Source organism: Salipiger mucosus DSM 16094, assembly GCF_000442255.1.
In the GTDB taxonomy this organism is placed as follows: Bacteria; Pseudomonadota; Alphaproteobacteria; order Rhodobacterales; family Rhodobacteraceae; genus Salipiger; species Salipiger mucosus.
In genome coordinates this window covers 544491-561091 of record NZ_KE557274.1, presented here as the reverse complement: position 1 = coordinate 561091, position 16601 = coordinate 544491, and the positions used below count along the sequence as shown (strand labels likewise).

The following is a 16601-nucleotide window of genomic DNA, read 5'->3' as shown; positions in this document are numbered from 1 at the left end:
AGCCGGGCCGTCGCATCGAAGCTTCCGGATCCAGACCAACCCGACGAAGCGTGACTCTCCGACCTCTTTGAAAGGCTGCGTCGCGAGACGTGGGCTGTGAAGCCGCACCCGTCGGTCGCGCACCCGTGATAAAGGGGTGCACCTACAACCGAGCGGATTTCTGGAAAAATCAGGAAGTCTGGCCCCTGGGCGAAAACTTCACTTAATCCGGGCGCAGCACCTCTCTGAAAAAGAGGTGTTTCATGACCAGCAGCTTCCGCGACTCCACCGATGCAATCTTCCAGGCCACCATGGACAAGCTCGACATGGATCCCGGTCTCTCAGAGAAAATCAGGGTCGCCAACTCGACCTACACGGTGCGCTTCGGCGTGAAGCTTCGCGGCCACATTCACACCTTCACCGGCTACCGCTCGGTACACTCCGAGCACTGTGAACCGGTCAAGGGCGGCATCCGCTACGCTCCCACCGTGAACCAGGAAGAGGTCGAAGCCCTGTCCGCGCTCATGACCCTCAAGTGCGCGCTCGTCGATGTGCCCTTCGGCGGCTCGAAGGGCGGCCTTTGCATCGACCCCTCGAAATGGACGGAAGACGAGCTCGAGAAGATCACCCGGCGGTTCGCCTACGAGCTCATCAAGCGCGATCTCATCCACCCCTCCCAGAACGTCCCCGCCCCGGACATGGGCACCGGTGAGCGCGAAATGGCCTGGATCGCGGACCAGTACTCCCGCATGAACACCACCGATATCGACGCGGCCGCCTGTGTCACCGGAAAGCCGGTCGGACAGAACGGAATCCGTGGACGCATCGAGGCCACCGGTCGCGGCGTCCAGTACGGCCTTCGGGAATTCTTCCGCCATCCCGACGACGTCTCCCGGGCCGGTCTGCAGGGAGGCCTGGCCGGCAAAAGGGTCATCGTCCAGGGCCTCGGAAACGTCGGCTATCACGCTGCGAAGTTCCTGTCCGAAGAAGACGGCTGCAAGATCACCGCGGTCATCGAGCGCGACGGGGCCGTGGTGGATCACGACGGCATCGATATCGAGCACCTGCAAACGTACATTCGCGAGCGCGGTGGCGTGACCCACTACCCGCACGGGACCGTCATCCGCCAGGGCGACGCCATCCATGTTCTCGAGGAGGACTGCGACATCCTGATCCCCGCCGCCGTCGAGGGCGTCATTCACGACGGGAACGCTTCCAGGATCCATGCAAAGGTCGTCATCGAGGCCGCCAACGGCCCCACGACGGCCAGGGCCGACAAGATCCTGAAGGACCGCGGCATCACCGTGATCCCGGATCTCTATGCCAACGCCGGCGGCGTCATCGTTTCCTACTTCGAGTGGGTGAAGAATCTCAGCCACATGCGCTTCGGCCGCATGCAGAGGCGTCTCGAAGAGTCCCGCAACATCATGCTGATCAACGAGATCGACCGTGTGATGTCACGCAACGGCATGGAAGGCATCGGCGAGAGCTTCAAGCGCACGTACCTGCATGGCCCACGCGAACTCGATCTCGTCCGCTCCGGCCTCGACGACACCATGCGCGAAGCCTACCAGGCGATGCGGGAGATCTGGCACGGCGACCGCAAGTTCGGGGACCTGAGGTCCGCCGCATACGCTCTCAGCATCAAGAAGATTGTCGCGGCCTACGACAGCAAGGGACTGTGAGCTCCAGGCGCGAGGGACGCTCTACAACCGAGCGGATTTTCGGGTGCCCAATGGCACCCGTTACATCGGCTTACATACGATAGGCAGCCTCGTAGGCGATATCATCGATGCTGACGCGTGGGATGCCGATGTCGGCAAGATCGCGGTCGGTCATCCCTGAAAGTTCCCGGCGAACGCGGTTGTACTCGGCGCGCTGGGCGCGGCGAACCTTCCAGGTCTCCAGAAGTGCCTGCACGCGGTCACGCATGCCGTTGAGCGGGGTGGTTTGTGTGTCGATAGCAGCCATGTCGGCCTCCTTGAAAGATCATCTGTGTTCTCTGTTGCCGCTAACATTTGCCTCCCCGCTCTCAATGACAACGGACACAAACTGGATGCCGCCTTGCGTTTGCTGCAACGCGGCATGAGCCGACCCCGCTACGACCGAGCGGATTTTCGGGAAACTCAGCAGAAGGCCGGAGCCGGAACCGGATCGAACGCGTCGGGATCGGCTCCCTGGTCACGGATCCTGGCAATGCGCTGGGCTGTCACGTGCACCGAATGGCCACGTTCGGAGAACCCCAGCCCCTGGGAGGCCTCCAGTTCCCCGTCCCAGGCCAGATCCTGAAAATGGTCCGCATAGGCCAGGATCATCTCGACACCGAACCCGAGGCCACGATGCGCCTCATCGATCCAGGCTTGGAAACGCCAATAGAACCCGCAGGTCACGCCCTCCGGAGAGAACAGGACAACCGCCGGCTCGTCGAAACACTCGATGGCCCGGATGAAGTAGCCATCCTCGGAGCGCTCAATCACCGGACCATCTTCCGGGTCGACCTCGAGCAGAAACGCATACTCGTCCGTGGTCCCATCGATCTCGAAAGCCGGAGAGATCAGCGCTGTTTCCAGAACGTGATCCAGTTCTGCGTCGACCAGCCTGGACATCGAAATCCTCCACACAATAGACCGCAAAGTTTGCGGGCCGGTCGCATGGGTCAATTGCCGAACAGGTCCCGGATGATCGTTTCCTGGTCGCTCTGCGAGGACTCCAGCAATCTCTGCACGGACTCCAGAGAGCGCAGGCCTGTCATCTCCTGCACGGATCGAAGGCTCAACCGGTCCTCGGTCGCCTGCCGACAGGCCCGGACGATGAATGTCGCCCGGGCCGTCAGCGCAGATGCGTTGGCGATCCCCGCCTTTTCCATGATCTTCCAGTAAACGTAGGAGATGCTGTCCCGGCGCATGGCCCGCAGCGGCTTCGATCCCGGGTCCTTCGTGGCCCCGCCACCATCCACCGCGCGTTCCGAGATGATCAGGGGATCGCCAGGGACAGCCGGCGCGTTCTCAAGCAGTGAGTGCAGCGCATTCCAGAGACGCCCTTCGCGGGCCATCGGTATCACCCGGGAGGTGAGATACACGCCCGGCTTCGCCCGCAGGTCTATGGCCTCTCCCAACAGATCGTCATCCCCGTAGACGTGGTAGCGTTTCAGGAAGGACATTTCCCGCGGCGTGAGACCGGCATCCGTGCCAAGCAGGATAATCGCCCGGTTCCGGATCGGGTATCTCGTTTTCGATGCGACGGTCAGCATGTTGTCGACATCGAGATCGGACAGGATCCGGATCCCGTTGACCGTCCTTTCCTTGATCCTCCTGCTCTTTCCTACAGAACGGGCCATCTCCATGCGCTCCTGACCTTGACAAACAGTCTCATGGAACAGATTCTCGCACGGAAATACGGATCTCGCAATGACTGAAGAAAATCCTCGCCCCGCGGCGGATTCAATCACCTCGGAGTGGCTTGTGCAGGCAGCTCTGGGCTATCTCAAGAGCTACGAGACGACGACCGGTCACCTCCGGGTTGTTCTTGAAAGAAAGATCCGTCGCCGACTTCGTGGGACTGAAACAGATCTGTCGGAGTTTCACGCCGAAATCGATGCGGCCATCGCGTACTGCACCGAGCGGAACTACGTCGACGACCGGCGTTTCGTGGAGCTTTTCATCGAGAACGCTCTCCGGACCGGAATGTCGCTCCGGAAAATCGACGGGAAGCTGAGACAGAAGCAGATCGATCCGGAACAGTACCGGGACGTCATCGACGAGGCGGAATACGATGAGCTGGAAGCCGCCATCGCGTTCGCCAGGAAGAAACGGGTTGGTGCTTTTCGGCCGGAAGACCAGGATCAGTACCGTCAGAAGGATATGGCGAAACTCGCCCGGCAAGGCTTCGGGTACGACATTTGCCGCCGGATTGTGGAAGAGAATTTCGCTGATGAAGATTAACACTAAGCGGCTCAAGAAGCAGACGTCGCGGAAAGAGAAAACGACGCGCGAGAATAGCCCCGCGGCAGGCGCGGAGTCGCGACCATCATCAGCGGGTCGGTCGCCATCACCCGGCAGCAACACCTCGGTCAAGGACCTTCCATGGTTCTGGCTGTTCAAGGACCGGGGATACAAGGACACGGCCATCCCCCGGGATCCTCCTCCCCGCATCAAGAGCTACGAGAAAATCGAAGAGTGGGTCACCGGAGGGGGATGGATCCTCGACGAAGATGCGGATCTCGCGATGGACATCTGGCTGCGCCGCGTGGATCCGCTCAACTACGAACGGCAAGTGACCCGAGAGCCGTCCAAGCCGGCCCGGCAGGCATCTTCGTCCACCCAAGCCCCAAAGACCGACCCTGCAGGATTTTCGACAGGAAAAAAGAGCAAACGCTTCGGCAAGCGGCGCCGGGAAAGGGAAGCTGCTCACGGCCCGTCCGGGCCGTGACTTTCACGGAAAATCGGTCAATGCTCTGGTCAGATCATTCTGGATTGACCGGCGGGCCCGCTCTGCGTCGTTGATCATATCCTCGGCAATTCGCAGCGGCTTTTCCATCGCCGAACGCTCGAACGAAAGTCCCGCTTCGCTCGTCAGTTGTGTCGCAGTAATACTGATCGGGCCACTCTCGTAGCCCGGAGCATTGATCGATACGTCGAGGAACCTGTCATTCCCTGCAGCGAATGGCGTGTCGAACGACACGATCCTCGTCCCGAGCACCTCGGGTTCTCCGAACCTCTCCTCCGTTTCCCAGGCTGCCACCGTAATCCCGAGGGATGAAAGGTCTTGTTCCGTGCCGTTCCGGGTCTGAACGTTGATCCGAAGCGTGTCATCGTCCTGATCGACCTGCGGCTGGATGAACGAGATCAACGCGAAGACTTCCTCGAGCTGTTCGTCCTTTTCGACCAGAGTCTCGCGCTTGGCTCGAAGGTCCTCGAGGTACCTCAACAGCGCATTTCTGTACTTCGTCACGGCGTTTTCCTGATGAGCCGCACCCATCGTCTTGATACTCTCGAACGTAACTCCGCCGTTGCCGATCCGCTCAGCCTCTACCTCGTAGAAGCTTGACAGAAACTCGCTCGAGAAAGGGTCGGAAAGACCTTCGTACATGTCGACTTCGGGAAGGTCTTGTCGCATATCCTCGACGGTGACCGTCAGCGGCTTGAGCCGCATGATCTGGGCCATGCCACGAACGACCGAGGTATACTCTTCCCGGTCGGCATACCGCAGATCGCGCAGCTCCGGCCGGATCTGAGACAAGAACGGGCCGACGGCGTCGGCCTTGAACACCGCAGGGTATTTCTCGCTCAGCTCTGCCTCGATGTCATCGGCCGGATCGGAGTCCCCGCCTGGCCAGCAAGCACCGGTCATGACCGTCACGAAGCTCAACAGAGCCACGCGGGTCATCATTCGTCCGAACTTTATCATTCGTCTATCTCCGGTCGGCAATCGTGATGGAACGATATTCCCGCCAGGTTAATCCGACGTGTCAGGCCTGTTCGACAGTGCTCTTCGAGCTTTCGTCTTCGTCCATTCCGCGGATAGGCTTGAACGGCCAGAGACGGTCCGTGGAGTGTCATTGGAAGACCTTCGGGACCTCAGGGTCATCGAAGGTCGGAAAAGCAACACAGGGCCGTTCCTGCGGCTTGTACGCCGCATCTCCACATCTCTGCTCCGCAAACCGGAGGCCATTGGCGCATCAGCGCCTCGGGAAACCGGGATTCCGACTCTGCCAGACGCGTAGAGAGATCGCGCTGCACCGTTGAACAGGTTTCTTCGGTCGGTGAAGGAAACTTGCTTCTGCCAGGAAACCAATTTGCATTGGTCGGTGATCACGACTGGCAAGGCGCGTGACCGCGCCGGCATGAGCCCTGATCTCGTCGTTGCCACCCCGATACCCGGGTGCGCACGCGCCTATCGGTTCCAGTCCTTGATCCGGGAAACGTTCGATCCTACCCGGAACCTGATCCAGGACCGGTCTTCCGGATCCGTCTGGCTCGGTCACGCGCCCTTGGGAATCCGACTCCCTGCACATTCTTCGGCAAGCGGATCACGACCTGGACCTTCAGGTCCAAAACAGGAAACGGATGACAGGACCGGCGAGCCCCGGTCTTCCTGGCGCGCTCACGCGCTCTCCGGAATCAGTCTTCCGAATGTCGGACTCGTGTGCATCCGGCGCGGTCACGCGCCATCCGGAATCTGAATTCCGAAGGGATCTTCGGAGTCTGGCTCACCAGAAGGGCCAGGACTCGGCTTACCGACCAGGAGGAAGCAGGTTTCCCGGGCACGGTCACGTGCCACAGGTTCCCTGTTCCTTCCCGGGTAACCATCGACGAAACAGGGAACCGGATACCCGGCACGGTACCCGATTTCCTACAAGCGCGGTCACGCGCCGTTAGGAATCCGATTCCAGAAAGCTGAGCGGGAAACTGGCTGACGAAGTCGCGGCCACGCGAAGTACGGTAACCAGGTTGTCTCCCGGAATCCGGCTCGGGGACAGTCAAAGGTCGGCGGAAAGCCCGACGCCTCGCGCGCGTAGGCGCACGCACGTACAGGCGCACGCGCACGCGCGCGCATTCAATATTCAGGGGGGTTCTGGGGGTCAGTTAAGTTATTGCCATGACTGGGACAATTCGGGCGTTAACTCCCATTTGCCCTAAGGATTTTATGGAAGTTCCCTAAAGATTTTATGTCAACATTCGAAAAATCTCTGTTCTTCCCCTACAGATCTTATGAAGTTCACTTCATTTTCTTGTTGTCCTTTAGGGGAAACAAGGATAGGTGACTAGTGAAGTTCAGAACAGACGTAGGGAAGTTCACCTATCCATGAGCAGTCGAACCGCGATATCCAGGCAGGCCTCGGTCTGCAAAAGTTACGAGGTCATCATGGCCCGTGGGAAGCATCAGCTCGACCTGCAGGACATGAAGACCTTCCTTTACCTTCTTCACCGGTCCTACAACGAGTCCGCCGACGCCGGGATCCAGAGCGTGCCTGTCGCCGAACTGCTGAACTATCTTGGCCACACGAGCATCAAGCTGATGCACCGGTCCCTCAAGAACCTCGGCAGCGTCAAGATCGACATCGATTACCGTGAAGGAGACGATGAGCATTCCGTCAGCTGCCATTTCCTGTCCTACGACGTCTCCCGGACCTCGAACGGCATGCTGGAGTACGCGTTCGATCCCATCCTGATGCGTTTCATCTTCGAGCCGCAGATCTACGGCAAGATCAACATGTCGCTGTTCTCGCACTTCAAGACGACGCACGGAGCCAAGCTCTACGAGATCATGACCCTGTTCAAGAACCGGTTCCATCGGACCTGGACCGTCCCGGTCGACGAATTCCGCGACCGCTTCGGGATCGGGACCGACCAGTACTGCCGGTTCGACAACCTGAAACGCCACGTGATCGAGAAGGCCGTCAAGGAAGTGAACCGGATTGCCCCCTTCGGGATCGACGTGTCCTACATTCGCGGCGGCAAGGGTGGCAAGGTGGAGACCCTGCGGTTCACGGTGATCCCGCGCACCGAGCTGCCGTCGGAGGCCGTCGCAACCGGAAACGATCCCATTCCGCGCGGACGGGACCCGAAAACTGTCGACATGCTGACCGGCCAGACCGACGAGGAAAACACGCTCAACCTAACCGTTTCCGACGAAGCCCTCGAGGAAGCCGTCTTCATCATGTCTTCGAACGGCACCGACGAAGGGGAGCTGGAACGCTACCTGGACGACTGGCGGGCCTCAGTGGCCGGCCAGCGGGTGACCGACCCTGGTGTGAACTTTCTCCGTTGGCTGCGCCTGAAGTTCAGCACGCGGAAGGAAACCGAAATGGAACAGCTCGACGATTCCGTCATCGACAGCATCCTCGCGGAGTACGAATGACCTACGCCAAGCAAGACATCGACGCACCCCTGCACTACGTCAAAGGCCTCCTCGCCCAGCTGCATGTCGAGCCGACGCTGCTGGAGGTCATCGACAAGGAAGTCGAAGAGACCCGTTTCACGGCAGACGCTCTCCGCCGGGAGTGGATCAACGATGTCCTGAGCCGGCCTCCGGAAGATCCCGTCCGGGCCGCTGCCCTCGAGAAACCCGACATCCAGTTCTACCGGTATGTCGAGAAGCGGGCAGCCGATCCTCTGTCCCCTGCCCCGCGGCTCGTGCGTACGCTCGTGGACGAGTTCGGCGTCGAGGTTGTTGCCCCGATCCGGGAGCACACATGGCACCGCCAGATCGACTGGGCCCGTCGGCTCCAGATGCACCCGGACGACGAGTTCGTGTTGCTGGCCAAGTTCTTCCTACGGGAAGCAACCGGAGAGCATTGCGATCAGGCCTTCGAAGGGCTCATTCGGTTCCAGCGCGAGCAGTGTGATCCGGCCGCCTACGAAATCATGGTCGCGCACGACCACACCGGCGAGGACATCGCGACCCTGAAAATCGACGATCTGGAGACTTTCCCGACCTGCATCGAGTACATGCGGAGCAAGCGGGCGGCGAAAATCGCCACGATGACACCGAAGATGCGCAGCGACGTTGCGGCCGGTATCCGGCGGCAGAGTCAGATCGAGGCACAGTCGGACCGCATCGCACGGCTGAAGGAAAGCTACGCGAAACGCCCGGTCTACTTCAGCAGCCTCATTGCCGTCGAAGCCGTCATCATGGGCCTTTCGAGCGATGACATCCTCTCGGTCAACGATGACTTCATCGCATCCCTCGAAACCCAGGGGCCACCGGACGGCGACACGGGGACCGCGGAAAGCCGGTTCCTTGCCCTGATGAACCGGTACACCCGGGAGCAACGAACCGTTCCGGAAATCAGCCCGGCCCAGCGCAATGACCGCATGGACCGGATCCTCTCAATCGGACCCGGCTGGGCAAAGAAACTCGGTGCCATCCACGCTGACGTGGACGGGCTGAATCCCTCCAACTGGAACCGGTGGCTCAGAACCATTCACCACGGCGAAAGAACACCTCCCCGCGACTGGTCGCTCGACTACTACCTGTTCTTGCTGAAGATCGTGCGGGGATAGACAAATGAACGCCAATCCTTTACAACCACCAAGAAATTCGCGAGAACCACACCCATGAGCTCAGACTTTTCCTTTTTCGACGACGTCCTCGGCCGTGACACTGCCCCCAAGCCGGCTCCGGCCAAGCAGCAGTCCAGGTCCAAGACCGTGGCGCGATGGCCGGAAGCCCCTGCAGAAGGATCGGAGCGCCAGCCACGGTCTCAGAAAACGCAGGCGCTTTCCTTCGACCCGGACCAGTTTAGCGCATCGACTTGGGATCGGCACAGGCAAACGGATGACGTCGTCGAGCCCTACGCGCCCAGCGCGCCGCGCAAACGTCCGCCGCGTCGGATGAACCCCATCAAGGCACCTGCCCAACAGGCTGCTGACCCCGAACCCGAGCCGGCCCCGGAAAAGGACGCCAAGCCGAAGCAGTTTCTCCTGCCGGCGCCGGAGCCGGAAGAGATCACGCCGCCCGGACGCAGTGCCCGGACAGAAAAGTCGCGTCCGCGCCACCGAACGGATGCAGAGCGGGCATGGTCGAAGACGGTTGAAACCGTGAAATCGATCTAGCGAATTTAACCGCCCAAAATCAATGATTTGACGCGTGGCCCTTGTTGACGAACAGGGCCACGTCCGTCTCTGCGTCTTCAATTTTTGTGGGATTGTAGCAAGCCCACGCCCGCCATACCTGGCTCCTTCCCCGCCAGTGAAGAATAGAACGAATAAACCGAAAGGATGAACATGACTCCGCCAACTGCCCAGGGCCTTCGCCTTACCCGCCACTTCACCACGGACCAGGAAGGTCCCTACGATCTCATCGATTTCGAACCTCGGACGTCGGAAATCCGACAGCCGAGTGGCGAGGTGGTCTTCTCGATGGTCGACTTCGCTGTTCCGAAGGGGTTCAGCCAGGTGGCGGCGGATGTTCTGGCGCAGAAGTATTTCCGGAAGGCCGGCGTTCCCGCGCGCCTCATGAAGGTTGCGGAAGACAACGTGCCCGAGTTCCTGCAACGGTCGGTTGCCGACGAGGACGCCCTCCGCGAGCTGCCCGAAGACCAACGGATTGTCGGGGAAACGGACAGCCGCCAGGTATTCGACCGCCTCGCCGGGACCTGGGCCTACTGGGGGTGGAAAGCCGGGTACTTCGCGACCGAGGCCGATGCCCGGGTCTACTACGACGAAATGCGCTACCTGCTCGCGTCGCAGCGCTCGGCACCGAACTCCCCGCAGTGGTTCAACACCGGCCTGCACTGGGCCTACGGCATCGATGGACCCGGCCAGGGGCACTACTACGTCGACCACTTCACCGGCGAGATGGTGAAATCGCAATCCGCCTACGAGCATCCGCAACCGCATGCCTGCTTCATTCAGTCTGTCGGGGATGACCTCGTCAATGAGGGCGGCATCATGGATCTCTGGGAGCGCGAGGCGCGCCTGTTCAAGTACGGCTCAGGGACCGGCACCAACTTCAGCGACATCCGTGCCGCGGGCGAAAGCCTGTCCGGCGGCGGCAAGTCGTCGGGCCTGATGTCCTTCCTGAAAATCGGCGACCGGGCAGCCGGCGCCATCAAGTCGGGCGGCACCACGCGCCGTGCCGCCAAGATGGTCATCTGCGATGTCGACCACCCGGACGTCGAGGAGTTCGTCTCCTGGAAGGTCAAGGAAGAGGAGAAGGTGGCCGCCCTCGTCGCCGGCTCGAAGACCCACCAGGAGAAGCTTAACGAGATCTTCGGCGCCATCGCGGAAATGGAGGGCCCCGAGGCCCACGATCCGAAGGCCAACCCCGCGCTCAAGAAAGCAGTGAAATCGGCCAAGCGGGCCCATGTCCCGGAGACCTACGTGAACCGCGTTCTGCAGTACGCACGTCAGGGCTTCACCAGCATCGAGTTCCCCGATCTCGATACCGACTGGGACTCCGAGGCCTACAACACCGTGTCCGGCCAGAACTCCAACAACTCCGTGCGCGTCACCGATGCCTTTCTCAAGGCGGTCGCGAACGACGATGTCTGGGAGCTTCTGGGGCGCAAGGACACGAGCTTCCGCAAGGAAATTCGTGCACGCGATCTCTGGGCACAGATCGGCGAAGCCGCATGGGCATCGGCCGATCCCGGCATCCAGTACCACGACACGATCAACGCCTGGCACACCTGCCCCGAGGACGGTCCGATCCGCGGCTCGAACCCCTGCTCGGAGTACATGTTCCTCGATGACACGGCCTGCAACCTGGCCTCGATCAACCTCCTGCCCTACTATCAGGGTGGCCGGTTCGACGTCGACGGCTTCGAGCACTCCTGCGAGCTCTGGACCCTCACGCTCGAGATCTCGGTCACCATGGCCCAGTTCCCCTCGAAGGAGATCGCCCAGCGCTCCTACGACTTCCGCACCCTCGGCATCGGCTACGCCAACATCGGCGGTCTGCTGATGAACATGGGCCTGGGCTACGACTCGAAGGAAGGTCGCGCGCTCTGCGGCGCCATCACGGCACTGATGACCGGGGTGGCCTATCGCATGTCGGCGACCCTCGCGGTGCCTATGGACCCGTTCCGTCGCTTCGAGGCCAACCGCGAGCACATGCTGCGCGTCATTCGCAATCACAGGAACGCGGCCTTCGGCAAGGAGGACGCGTACGAAGGCGTGAACGTGAACCCTGTTGCACTCGATGCGGCGGGCTGCCCTCAGGACGACATCGCCGAGGCGGCCCGCGTGGCCTGGAACCAAGCCCTGACGTTCGGCCAAGAATACGGTTTTCGCAATGCGCAGGTTTCGGTGATCGCCCCGACGGGCACAATCGGCCTCGTGATGGACTGCGACACGACCGGCATCGAGCCCGACTTCGCGCTGGTGAAGTTCAAGAAGCTGGCCGGCGGTGGCTACTTCAAGATCATCAACCAGTCGGTGCCCGCGGCACTGAGCAAGCTGGGCTACACGCAGGCCCAGAGCGACGAGATCATCGCCTATGCCGTCGGTCACGGCACGCTGAAGAACGCCCCGGCGATCAACCACGAGAGCCTGAAGGCGGCCGGCTTCACGGACGGGATCATCAGCGATATCGAGAGCAAGCTCGCCTCGGCGTTCCACATCCAGTTCGTCTTCAACCGTTTCGGTCTCGGCGACGACTTCTGCCGCAATGTGCTCGGCCTGTCGGATGCACAGCTGAACGACCCGGCCTTCTCGATCCTGAAAAGCATCGGGTTCTCCAAGGCGGAGATCGAGGCGGCCAACGAGTACGTCTGCGGGACCATGACCCTCGAGGGGGCGCCGGGCCTGAAGGACGAGCACCTACCGATCTTCGACTGCGCCAACCCGTGCGGCTCGAAGGGCACCCGCAGCCTGTCCTACCAGGCGCACATCGAGATGATGGCGGCCGCGCAGTCGTTCATCTCCGGTGCGATCTCGAAGACCATCAACATGACCTCGGATGCCACCATCGAGGACTGCCTGGATGCCTACCTCCTGTCGCATGCCCGCGGCGTGAAGGCGAACGCGCTCTACCGTGACGGTTCCAAACTGTCCCAGCCCCTGTCTGCCGCCCTGGTCGACGAAGATGATGACGACGAGGCGGACGAGCTGGCCTCGGCGCCCGCGACCGAACAGGCGCAGGCCGTTGCCGAGAAGATCGTCGAGAAGGTGATCGCGAAGACCGAACGCACCAAGCTGCCGACCCGTCGCAAGGGCTACACGCAGAAGGCGGTACTGAACGGTCAGAAGGTCTACCTGCACACGGGCGAGTACGATGACGGCCGCCTGGGCGAGATCTTCATCGACATGCACAAGGAAGGTGCAGGCTTCCGGGCCCTGATGAACAACTTCGCCATCGCGGTCTCGGTCGCTCTGCAGTACGGGGTGCCGCTCGAGGAATTCGTGGATGCCTTCACGTTCACGAAATTCGAGCCCGCCGGCATGGTGCAGGGCAACGACAGCATCAAGAACGCGACCTCGGTGCTCGACTACATCTTCCGCGAGCTCGCGGTGTCCTATCTCGACAGGACGGACCTCGCGCATATCAAGCCGAAAGGTGATCACATCGCCTCGGTCGCGAAGGATGCCGAAGAAGGCTCGGAGCTGGAAGAGGACGTGCAGTCCGTCCGCCAGATGTCGTCGACCGGATACCTGCGACAGCGCGTTCCTGAGGCTTTTGCCAGCCGGGATCGCGCCGTGGCTCCCGAGGCAACGGCGGCCGTCGTCGAGAAGGTTCTCGAAACGGCCAATGCCGAGGCGGAAGCCGACCCCGCTCCGGCCATGGATGAACGCACCATGGCCAAGATGAAGGGCTACGAGGGGGATCCCTGCGGTGAATGCGGGAACATGACCCTCGTGCGGAACGGCACCTGCATGAAGTGCAACACTTGCGGGTCCACCACTGGCTGTTCGTGAGCAGGAAGAGAAAGGCACGGTCCGATAAGGGGCGCCCGCGGGCGCCCCTTATTTCAAGGATTCTCTGCCACTTTTCCAGCTGCCAAACGAACCGGCCCTAATCGACATCCGGCTCGATCAGCAGCGCCGGGTTCAGATCGACGAGCTTTTGCGCAAGCTGAAGAAGGTCGGTCGCGGCCTTGCGATCACCCCATCCACATAGGCGGGCGCCGAAGTCGTCCCTTACGAAGCGACGTCTTCGGACGGGGCCGGAGCAAGTCTGCCGTCCAGCTTCACCTGCATGAAGGCCAGGTCGAGCCACTTTCCGAACTTCGTTCCCACCTCGGAAATCTGACCAACCTTCTCGAACCCCAGTTTTTCGTGCAGCCGTATGGACGCGACGTTTCCCGCTTCAATGCCGGCGACCATCACATGTTTGTCCAGGTCCCGTGCTCGCTGCATCAGTTCGATCATCAGGGTTCGTCCGATCCCACCGCCGCGCTCACTACTCAAGACATATACGGAATGCTCGACAGAAAAGCGATAACCGTCAAAGGCTCGCCAATCCCCAAAGGTCGCGTACCCGACGATCTTGCCCTCGTCCGACTGAGCCACGAGAACGGGATACCCAACCCGCAGGCGCTCCCGCCACCAGGCGAGCCTGTTGTCCCTGTCGACCACATTGTCGTTCCAGATCGCCGTCGTATTGCGTACGGCATCGTTGTAAATTTCGGTGATCGCGTCGATGTCGTTCTCTTCCGCGTCGCGTATCTGCATGTCGCCCTCGCTCTGCTGATTTTCATTAGAATTTTGCCATTATGGTGCACATCGCCGTACCCGAACTTCACTCTTCGGCGCGATGCCTGCGCCGGCATTTCGTGTTCAATCATCCCAATCAGGCGTGATCAGCCGAAAAGACAGGCGCTCACTCACTATACTGATGAACATTCACTCACTCCTCTCAAGAAGGGGCCTTGCTTTACTACTATAGTGTACGAATCAGCATCTCTCGTTCAGCTCGGTCCGGGACCGCATACGGTCAGATAACGGAGAACACGATGACATACGAAAACGAGAGTTCGGGCGTGACACGCCGTGGAACAATGTTCGGAATGGCTGCTGGCGGCGCAGCGATACTCGGCGGGGCCGCAAAGGCCGCGAATGCAACGGAAGAGCGGCTCAAAGGCGGTGCGGCCGCAATCCCCGAACTTGCGCCTCATTGGCAGGAACTCGACCTGAGGGAAATCCTTTCGAGGCCAGCAGCCTTCATGTCGGTGAGCCAGGTAAAATCACTCTACGAGCCCTGGGGGGTTCAAGCGGCCGAGCGCCACTGGGAGCGCGGCAGTCTTCCCGCAACCGTCAAGGCGGCAAAGGCGGCCCGTGCTGCCGGGAACTTCGTTTCTTTCAACTGGATCGGATACCCGGTTTATCGGCCGACGCACCCGGTGAATGATTTTGACGCGGTTCAGTATGCATCCTGGACTGCCGGCGCGGACCAGACCGAAGAGCAGGCTGCGGCGGACAACGACCTAGCCGATGATCTGCAGGCCCTTGTACGTCCGGGCGACAACGAGTTCAGCGAGGTCGCGCTCCAATGCGCGTGGTTCGGAACACCGCTACCACTGGAACTCACCCGCAAGCAGGTGCAGCCGATTGTCCTGACCGGCATTCACCTCGACTGGTGTATCGAAGGCAACGCAAGGGTCGCGCGAGACAACGGTTTCCTGCCCATCGTCATCGGCGACGCATGCGGCTGCGTCCGACCGGACCAGGAAGCCGCCGCCATGGACAGGATCAACGCATTCTTTGCACCGGTGATCTCGTCGGACGAGTTCGTTCGACTGGTCTCCTGAGTAATCTTTGTGTGGCGAAACCGCTTGGTGGCGGTTACAAGAACAGGGCACTGAGGGGTCGCTGACTTGAACGAGCCATTCGCCAGCAAGGCAACCAAGACTACCGCCGTTCCGCAGAGTTTTGCGGAACGGCTCTTGAAGCTGCGAAAGGACGCGGGTTGGAGCCGGCAACACCTCGCCGGCCTTGCCGGGGTCTCGCAGGGCATGATCAACAAGCTCGAACGTGGGCAAAGCAGTCCGACAATGGAAATGGTCGGGAAACTCTCTGCCGCCTTTGGTATGACGGTATCCGAGATCGTTGCCCAACCAGAGATGGCAGAACTGCGGGTGGCTCGGCAAACTGACCGGGCCACGTTCTTCGATCCGGAAACACGACTCTCGCGCGAAACCGTTTCTCCGGACGGCTCCAACACCGGGATGGATGTCACCAAGGTCGTACTCCCGCCCCATGCAGAGGCCGAATTTCCGGCGGAAGCGTACACGTTCATTAACCAATTAATCTGGGTCCTCGAAGGTGACCTGACCATTGTCTGCGGTCCGGAGACCGAAGTTCTCGGGGCTGGTGACTGCATGTCGCTCGGCCCGCCTACTCCTGTTACCTTTCGGAACCCAACGGATCGTTACGCGATCTATGCGGTGATTGTCCGCCGGCGGTGAGACGTCCACTGGGATCTGTTCAAGCCATATATTTTATTCTTGACCACGAAGCCAAAGGATAGTACCTATTCATTCCATCATTTGAGAACACGAGGACCAGCATGGCATTTTCCCTTCGCAAACTGAACTCCCTGCAGCACGAGATCCGTGCTCAGATCGAAGCGCTGGAAACTCCCCCGGTCCTCGAGGTGAATGCTTTCGACGATCCCGTGCAGCGGGCCCCGATGGTCGCCGAGGAATGGTCCGGAAAGCGCCAGGATGCAGAAAAACTCCGCGAGGTCCTGTTTGAGATCCGCAAGACCGTCTCTGCCGCGAACCACGTGTCGGGTCTGAATGACGTTCTCGCCGATACCGCCATGGTCGACGAGAAGATCAAGGCCACGAGGAAGGCGCTGGAGAAGGATGCGCGACCGAGCGACGATGTTCTCTCGGGCACGAAACAGAAGATCCTCGAAGACGACGGACGAAGCACCATGTTCGCCGAATACAACCACAAGGTGCCATTCGGCGCCCTGAACCAGGAAGTTCGGGGCGAGCTCGAACAGGAGCTTACGCGCCTTCGGAAGCAACACCGGGACCTGAAGGATCAGGCCCTCGAGATCAACGTCGAGAACAAGGTCGACCTGTCGCCCTCCTCCGTGTCTGTCCTCGAACAGCACGGGGTCATCTGAACATCAAGATGACGGGAGCCGGAACCGATCCTGAAATCGGGATCACGCCGGCTTTCGTCCGGGAAGGGTTGCACGAGACAGCAATCTTTATGACCTAGTCC

At 60.7% G+C, this 16601-nt stretch carries 15 protein-coding genes; 10 read left to right on the top strand and 5 right to left on the bottom strand.

Annotated features, from left to right (window positions below):
- The first annotated feature begins 242 nt into the window (after positions 1-242).
- Positions 243-1664, top strand: a complete 1422-nt coding sequence (locus SALMUC_RS08705; RefSeq protein ID WP_020038373.1) for a Glu/Leu/Phe/Val family dehydrogenase — start codon at positions 243-245, stop codon at positions 1662-1664.
- A 70-nt stretch (positions 1665-1734) separates the two neighbouring features.
- On the opposite strand, the gene SALMUC_RS08700 is transcribed toward SALMUC_RS08705, so the two are convergent.
- From SALMUC_RS08700 to SALMUC_RS08690, 3 genes are all read right to left on the bottom strand, one after another.
- Entirely contained in the window at positions 1735-1950 is a 216-nt protein-coding gene (locus tag SALMUC_RS08700; RefSeq protein WP_020038374.1) for a DUF1127 domain-containing protein, read from the bottom strand.
- Positions 1951-2105: 155 nt separating this feature from the next.
- The gene (locus SALMUC_RS08695; RefSeq protein ID WP_020038375.1) at positions 2106-2585 is read right to left on the bottom strand and encodes a hypothetical protein; all 480 of its coding nucleotides are present in this window, start codon (positions 2583-2585) and stop codon (positions 2106-2108) included.
- Positions 2586-2635: 50 nt separating this feature from the next.
- Positions 2636-3322 carry a site-specific integrase gene (locus SALMUC_RS08690; RefSeq protein WP_020038376.1) on the bottom strand — a complete coding sequence of 229 codons (687 nt, stop codon included), beginning with the start codon at positions 3320-3322 and terminating at the stop codon, positions 2636-2638.
- Between the two features lie 64 nt (positions 3323-3386).
- Between SALMUC_RS08690 and SALMUC_RS08685 the strand changes: the two genes are divergently transcribed.
- Together SALMUC_RS08685 and SALMUC_RS29685 are read left to right on the top strand one after the other, a co-directional pair.
- Positions 3387-3920 carry a regulatory protein RecX gene (locus SALMUC_RS08685; protein WP_020038377.1) on the top strand — a complete coding sequence of 178 codons (534 nt, stop codon included), beginning with the start codon at positions 3387-3389 and terminating at the stop codon, positions 3918-3920.
- The gene (locus tag SALMUC_RS29685; protein ID WP_156883447.1) at positions 3910-4407 is read left to right on the top strand and encodes a hypothetical protein; all 498 of its coding nucleotides are present in this window, start codon (positions 3910-3912) and stop codon (positions 4405-4407) included. The genes SALMUC_RS08685 and SALMUC_RS29685 overlap by 11 nt, the downstream gene beginning before the upstream one ends.
- A gap of 3 nt (positions 4408-4410) precedes the next feature.
- On the opposite strand, the gene SALMUC_RS08680 is transcribed toward SALMUC_RS29685, so the two are convergent.
- Positions 4411-5385: a hypothetical protein gene (locus tag SALMUC_RS08680; protein WP_020038378.1), complete on the bottom strand. Its 975-nt coding sequence runs from the start codon at positions 5383-5385 to the stop codon at positions 4411-4413.
- Between the two features lie 1398 nt (positions 5386-6783).
- Between SALMUC_RS08680 and SALMUC_RS08675 the strand changes: the two genes are divergently transcribed.
- The 4 genes from SALMUC_RS08675 (at position 6784) to SALMUC_RS08665 (ending at position 13340) form a co-directional block, all read left to right on the top strand.
- The gene (locus SALMUC_RS08675) at positions 6784-7839 is read left to right on the top strand and encodes a replication initiation protein (protein WP_020038379.1); all 1056 of its coding nucleotides are present in this window, start codon (positions 6784-6786) and stop codon (positions 7837-7839) included.
- The gene (locus SALMUC_RS08670; protein ID WP_020038380.1) at positions 7836-8984 is read left to right on the top strand and encodes a hypothetical protein; all 1149 of its coding nucleotides are present in this window, start codon (positions 7836-7838) and stop codon (positions 8982-8984) included. Before SALMUC_RS08675 ends, SALMUC_RS08670 begins: the two co-directional genes overlap by 4 nt.
- 54 nt (positions 8985-9038) lie before the next feature.
- Entirely contained in the window at positions 9039-9536 is a 498-nt protein-coding gene (locus SALMUC_RS29680) for a hypothetical protein (RefSeq protein ID WP_156883446.1), read from the top strand.
- Between the two features lie 165 nt (positions 9537-9701).
- Positions 9702-13340: a vitamin B12-dependent ribonucleotide reductase gene (locus SALMUC_RS08665; protein WP_020038381.1), complete on the top strand. Its 3639-nt coding sequence runs from the start codon at positions 9702-9704 to the stop codon at positions 13338-13340.
- 222 nt (positions 13341-13562) lie between these two features.
- Here the strand turns inward: SALMUC_RS08665 and SALMUC_RS08660 are convergent, their stop codons facing one another.
- On the bottom strand, positions 13563-14096 hold the full coding sequence (locus tag SALMUC_RS08660; RefSeq protein WP_020038382.1) for a GNAT family N-acetyltransferase: 534 nt from the start codon (positions 14094-14096) through the stop codon (positions 13563-13565).
- 281 nt (positions 14097-14377) lie between these two features.
- Between SALMUC_RS08660 and SALMUC_RS08655 the strand changes: the two genes are divergently transcribed.
- The 3 genes from SALMUC_RS08655 (at position 14378) to SALMUC_RS08645 (ending at position 16500) form a co-directional block, all read left to right on the top strand.
- Positions 14378-15172, top strand: a complete 795-nt coding sequence (locus tag SALMUC_RS08655; protein ID WP_021120106.1) for an isochorismatase family protein — start codon at positions 14378-14380, stop codon at positions 15170-15172.
- A gap of 66 nt (positions 15173-15238) precedes the next feature.
- A complete protein-coding gene (locus SALMUC_RS08650; RefSeq protein WP_020038384.1) occupies positions 15239-15829 on the top strand; it encodes a helix-turn-helix domain-containing protein in 591 nt (196 codons plus the stop codon).
- Between the two features lie 101 nt (positions 15830-15930).
- Positions 15931-16500 carry a hypothetical protein gene (locus SALMUC_RS08645; protein ID WP_020038385.1) on the top strand — a complete coding sequence of 190 codons (570 nt, stop codon included), beginning with the start codon at positions 15931-15933 and terminating at the stop codon, positions 16498-16500.
- The last annotated feature ends 101 nt before the right edge of the window (positions 16501-16601 follow it).

What these genes read in the sequence shown, in the direction of transcription:
- SALMUC_RS08705 (WP_020038373.1), top strand. Translation starts at nt 243, where the DNA reads ATGACCAGCAGCTTCCGCGACTCCACCGATGCAATCTTCCAGGCCACC.
- SALMUC_RS08700 (WP_020038374.1), bottom strand. Translation starts at nt 1,950, where the DNA reads ATGGCTGCTATCGACACACAAACCACCCCGCTCAACGGCATGCGTGAC.
- SALMUC_RS08695 (WP_020038375.1), bottom strand. Translation starts at nt 2,585, where the DNA reads ATGTCCAGGCTGGTCGACGCAGAACTGGATCACGTTCTGGAAACAGCG.
- SALMUC_RS08690 (WP_020038376.1), bottom strand. Translation starts at nt 3,322, where the DNA reads ATGGAGATGGCCCGTTCTGTAGGAAAGAGCAGGAGGATCAAGGAAAGG.
- SALMUC_RS08685 (WP_020038377.1), top strand. Translation starts at nt 3,387, where the DNA reads ATGACTGAAGAAAATCCTCGCCCCGCGGCGGATTCAATCACCTCGGAG.
- SALMUC_RS29685 (WP_156883447.1), top strand. Translation starts at nt 3,910, where the DNA reads ATGAAGATTAACACTAAGCGGCTCAAGAAGCAGACGTCGCGGAAAGAG.
- SALMUC_RS08680 (WP_020038378.1), bottom strand. Translation starts at nt 5,385, where the DNA reads ATGATAAAGTTCGGACGAATGATGACCCGCGTGGCTCTGTTGAGCTTC.
- SALMUC_RS08675 (WP_020038379.1), top strand. Translation starts at nt 6,784, where the DNA reads ATGAGCAGTCGAACCGCGATATCCAGGCAGGCCTCGGTCTGCAAAAGT.
- SALMUC_RS08670 (WP_020038380.1), top strand. Translation starts at nt 7,836, where the DNA reads ATGACCTACGCCAAGCAAGACATCGACGCACCCCTGCACTACGTCAAA.
- SALMUC_RS29680 (WP_156883446.1), top strand. Translation starts at nt 9,039, where the DNA reads ATGAGCTCAGACTTTTCCTTTTTCGACGACGTCCTCGGCCGTGACACT.
- SALMUC_RS08665 (WP_020038381.1), top strand. Translation starts at nt 9,702, where the DNA reads ATGAACATGACTCCGCCAACTGCCCAGGGCCTTCGCCTTACCCGCCAC.
- SALMUC_RS08660 (WP_020038382.1), bottom strand. Translation starts at nt 14,096, where the DNA reads ATGCAGATACGCGACGCGGAAGAGAACGACATCGACGCGATCACCGAA.
- SALMUC_RS08655 (WP_021120106.1), top strand. Translation starts at nt 14,378, where the DNA reads ATGACATACGAAAACGAGAGTTCGGGCGTGACACGCCGTGGAACAATG.
- SALMUC_RS08645 (WP_020038385.1), top strand. Translation starts at nt 15,931, where the DNA reads ATGGCATTTTCCCTTCGCAAACTGAACTCCCTGCAGCACGAGATCCGT.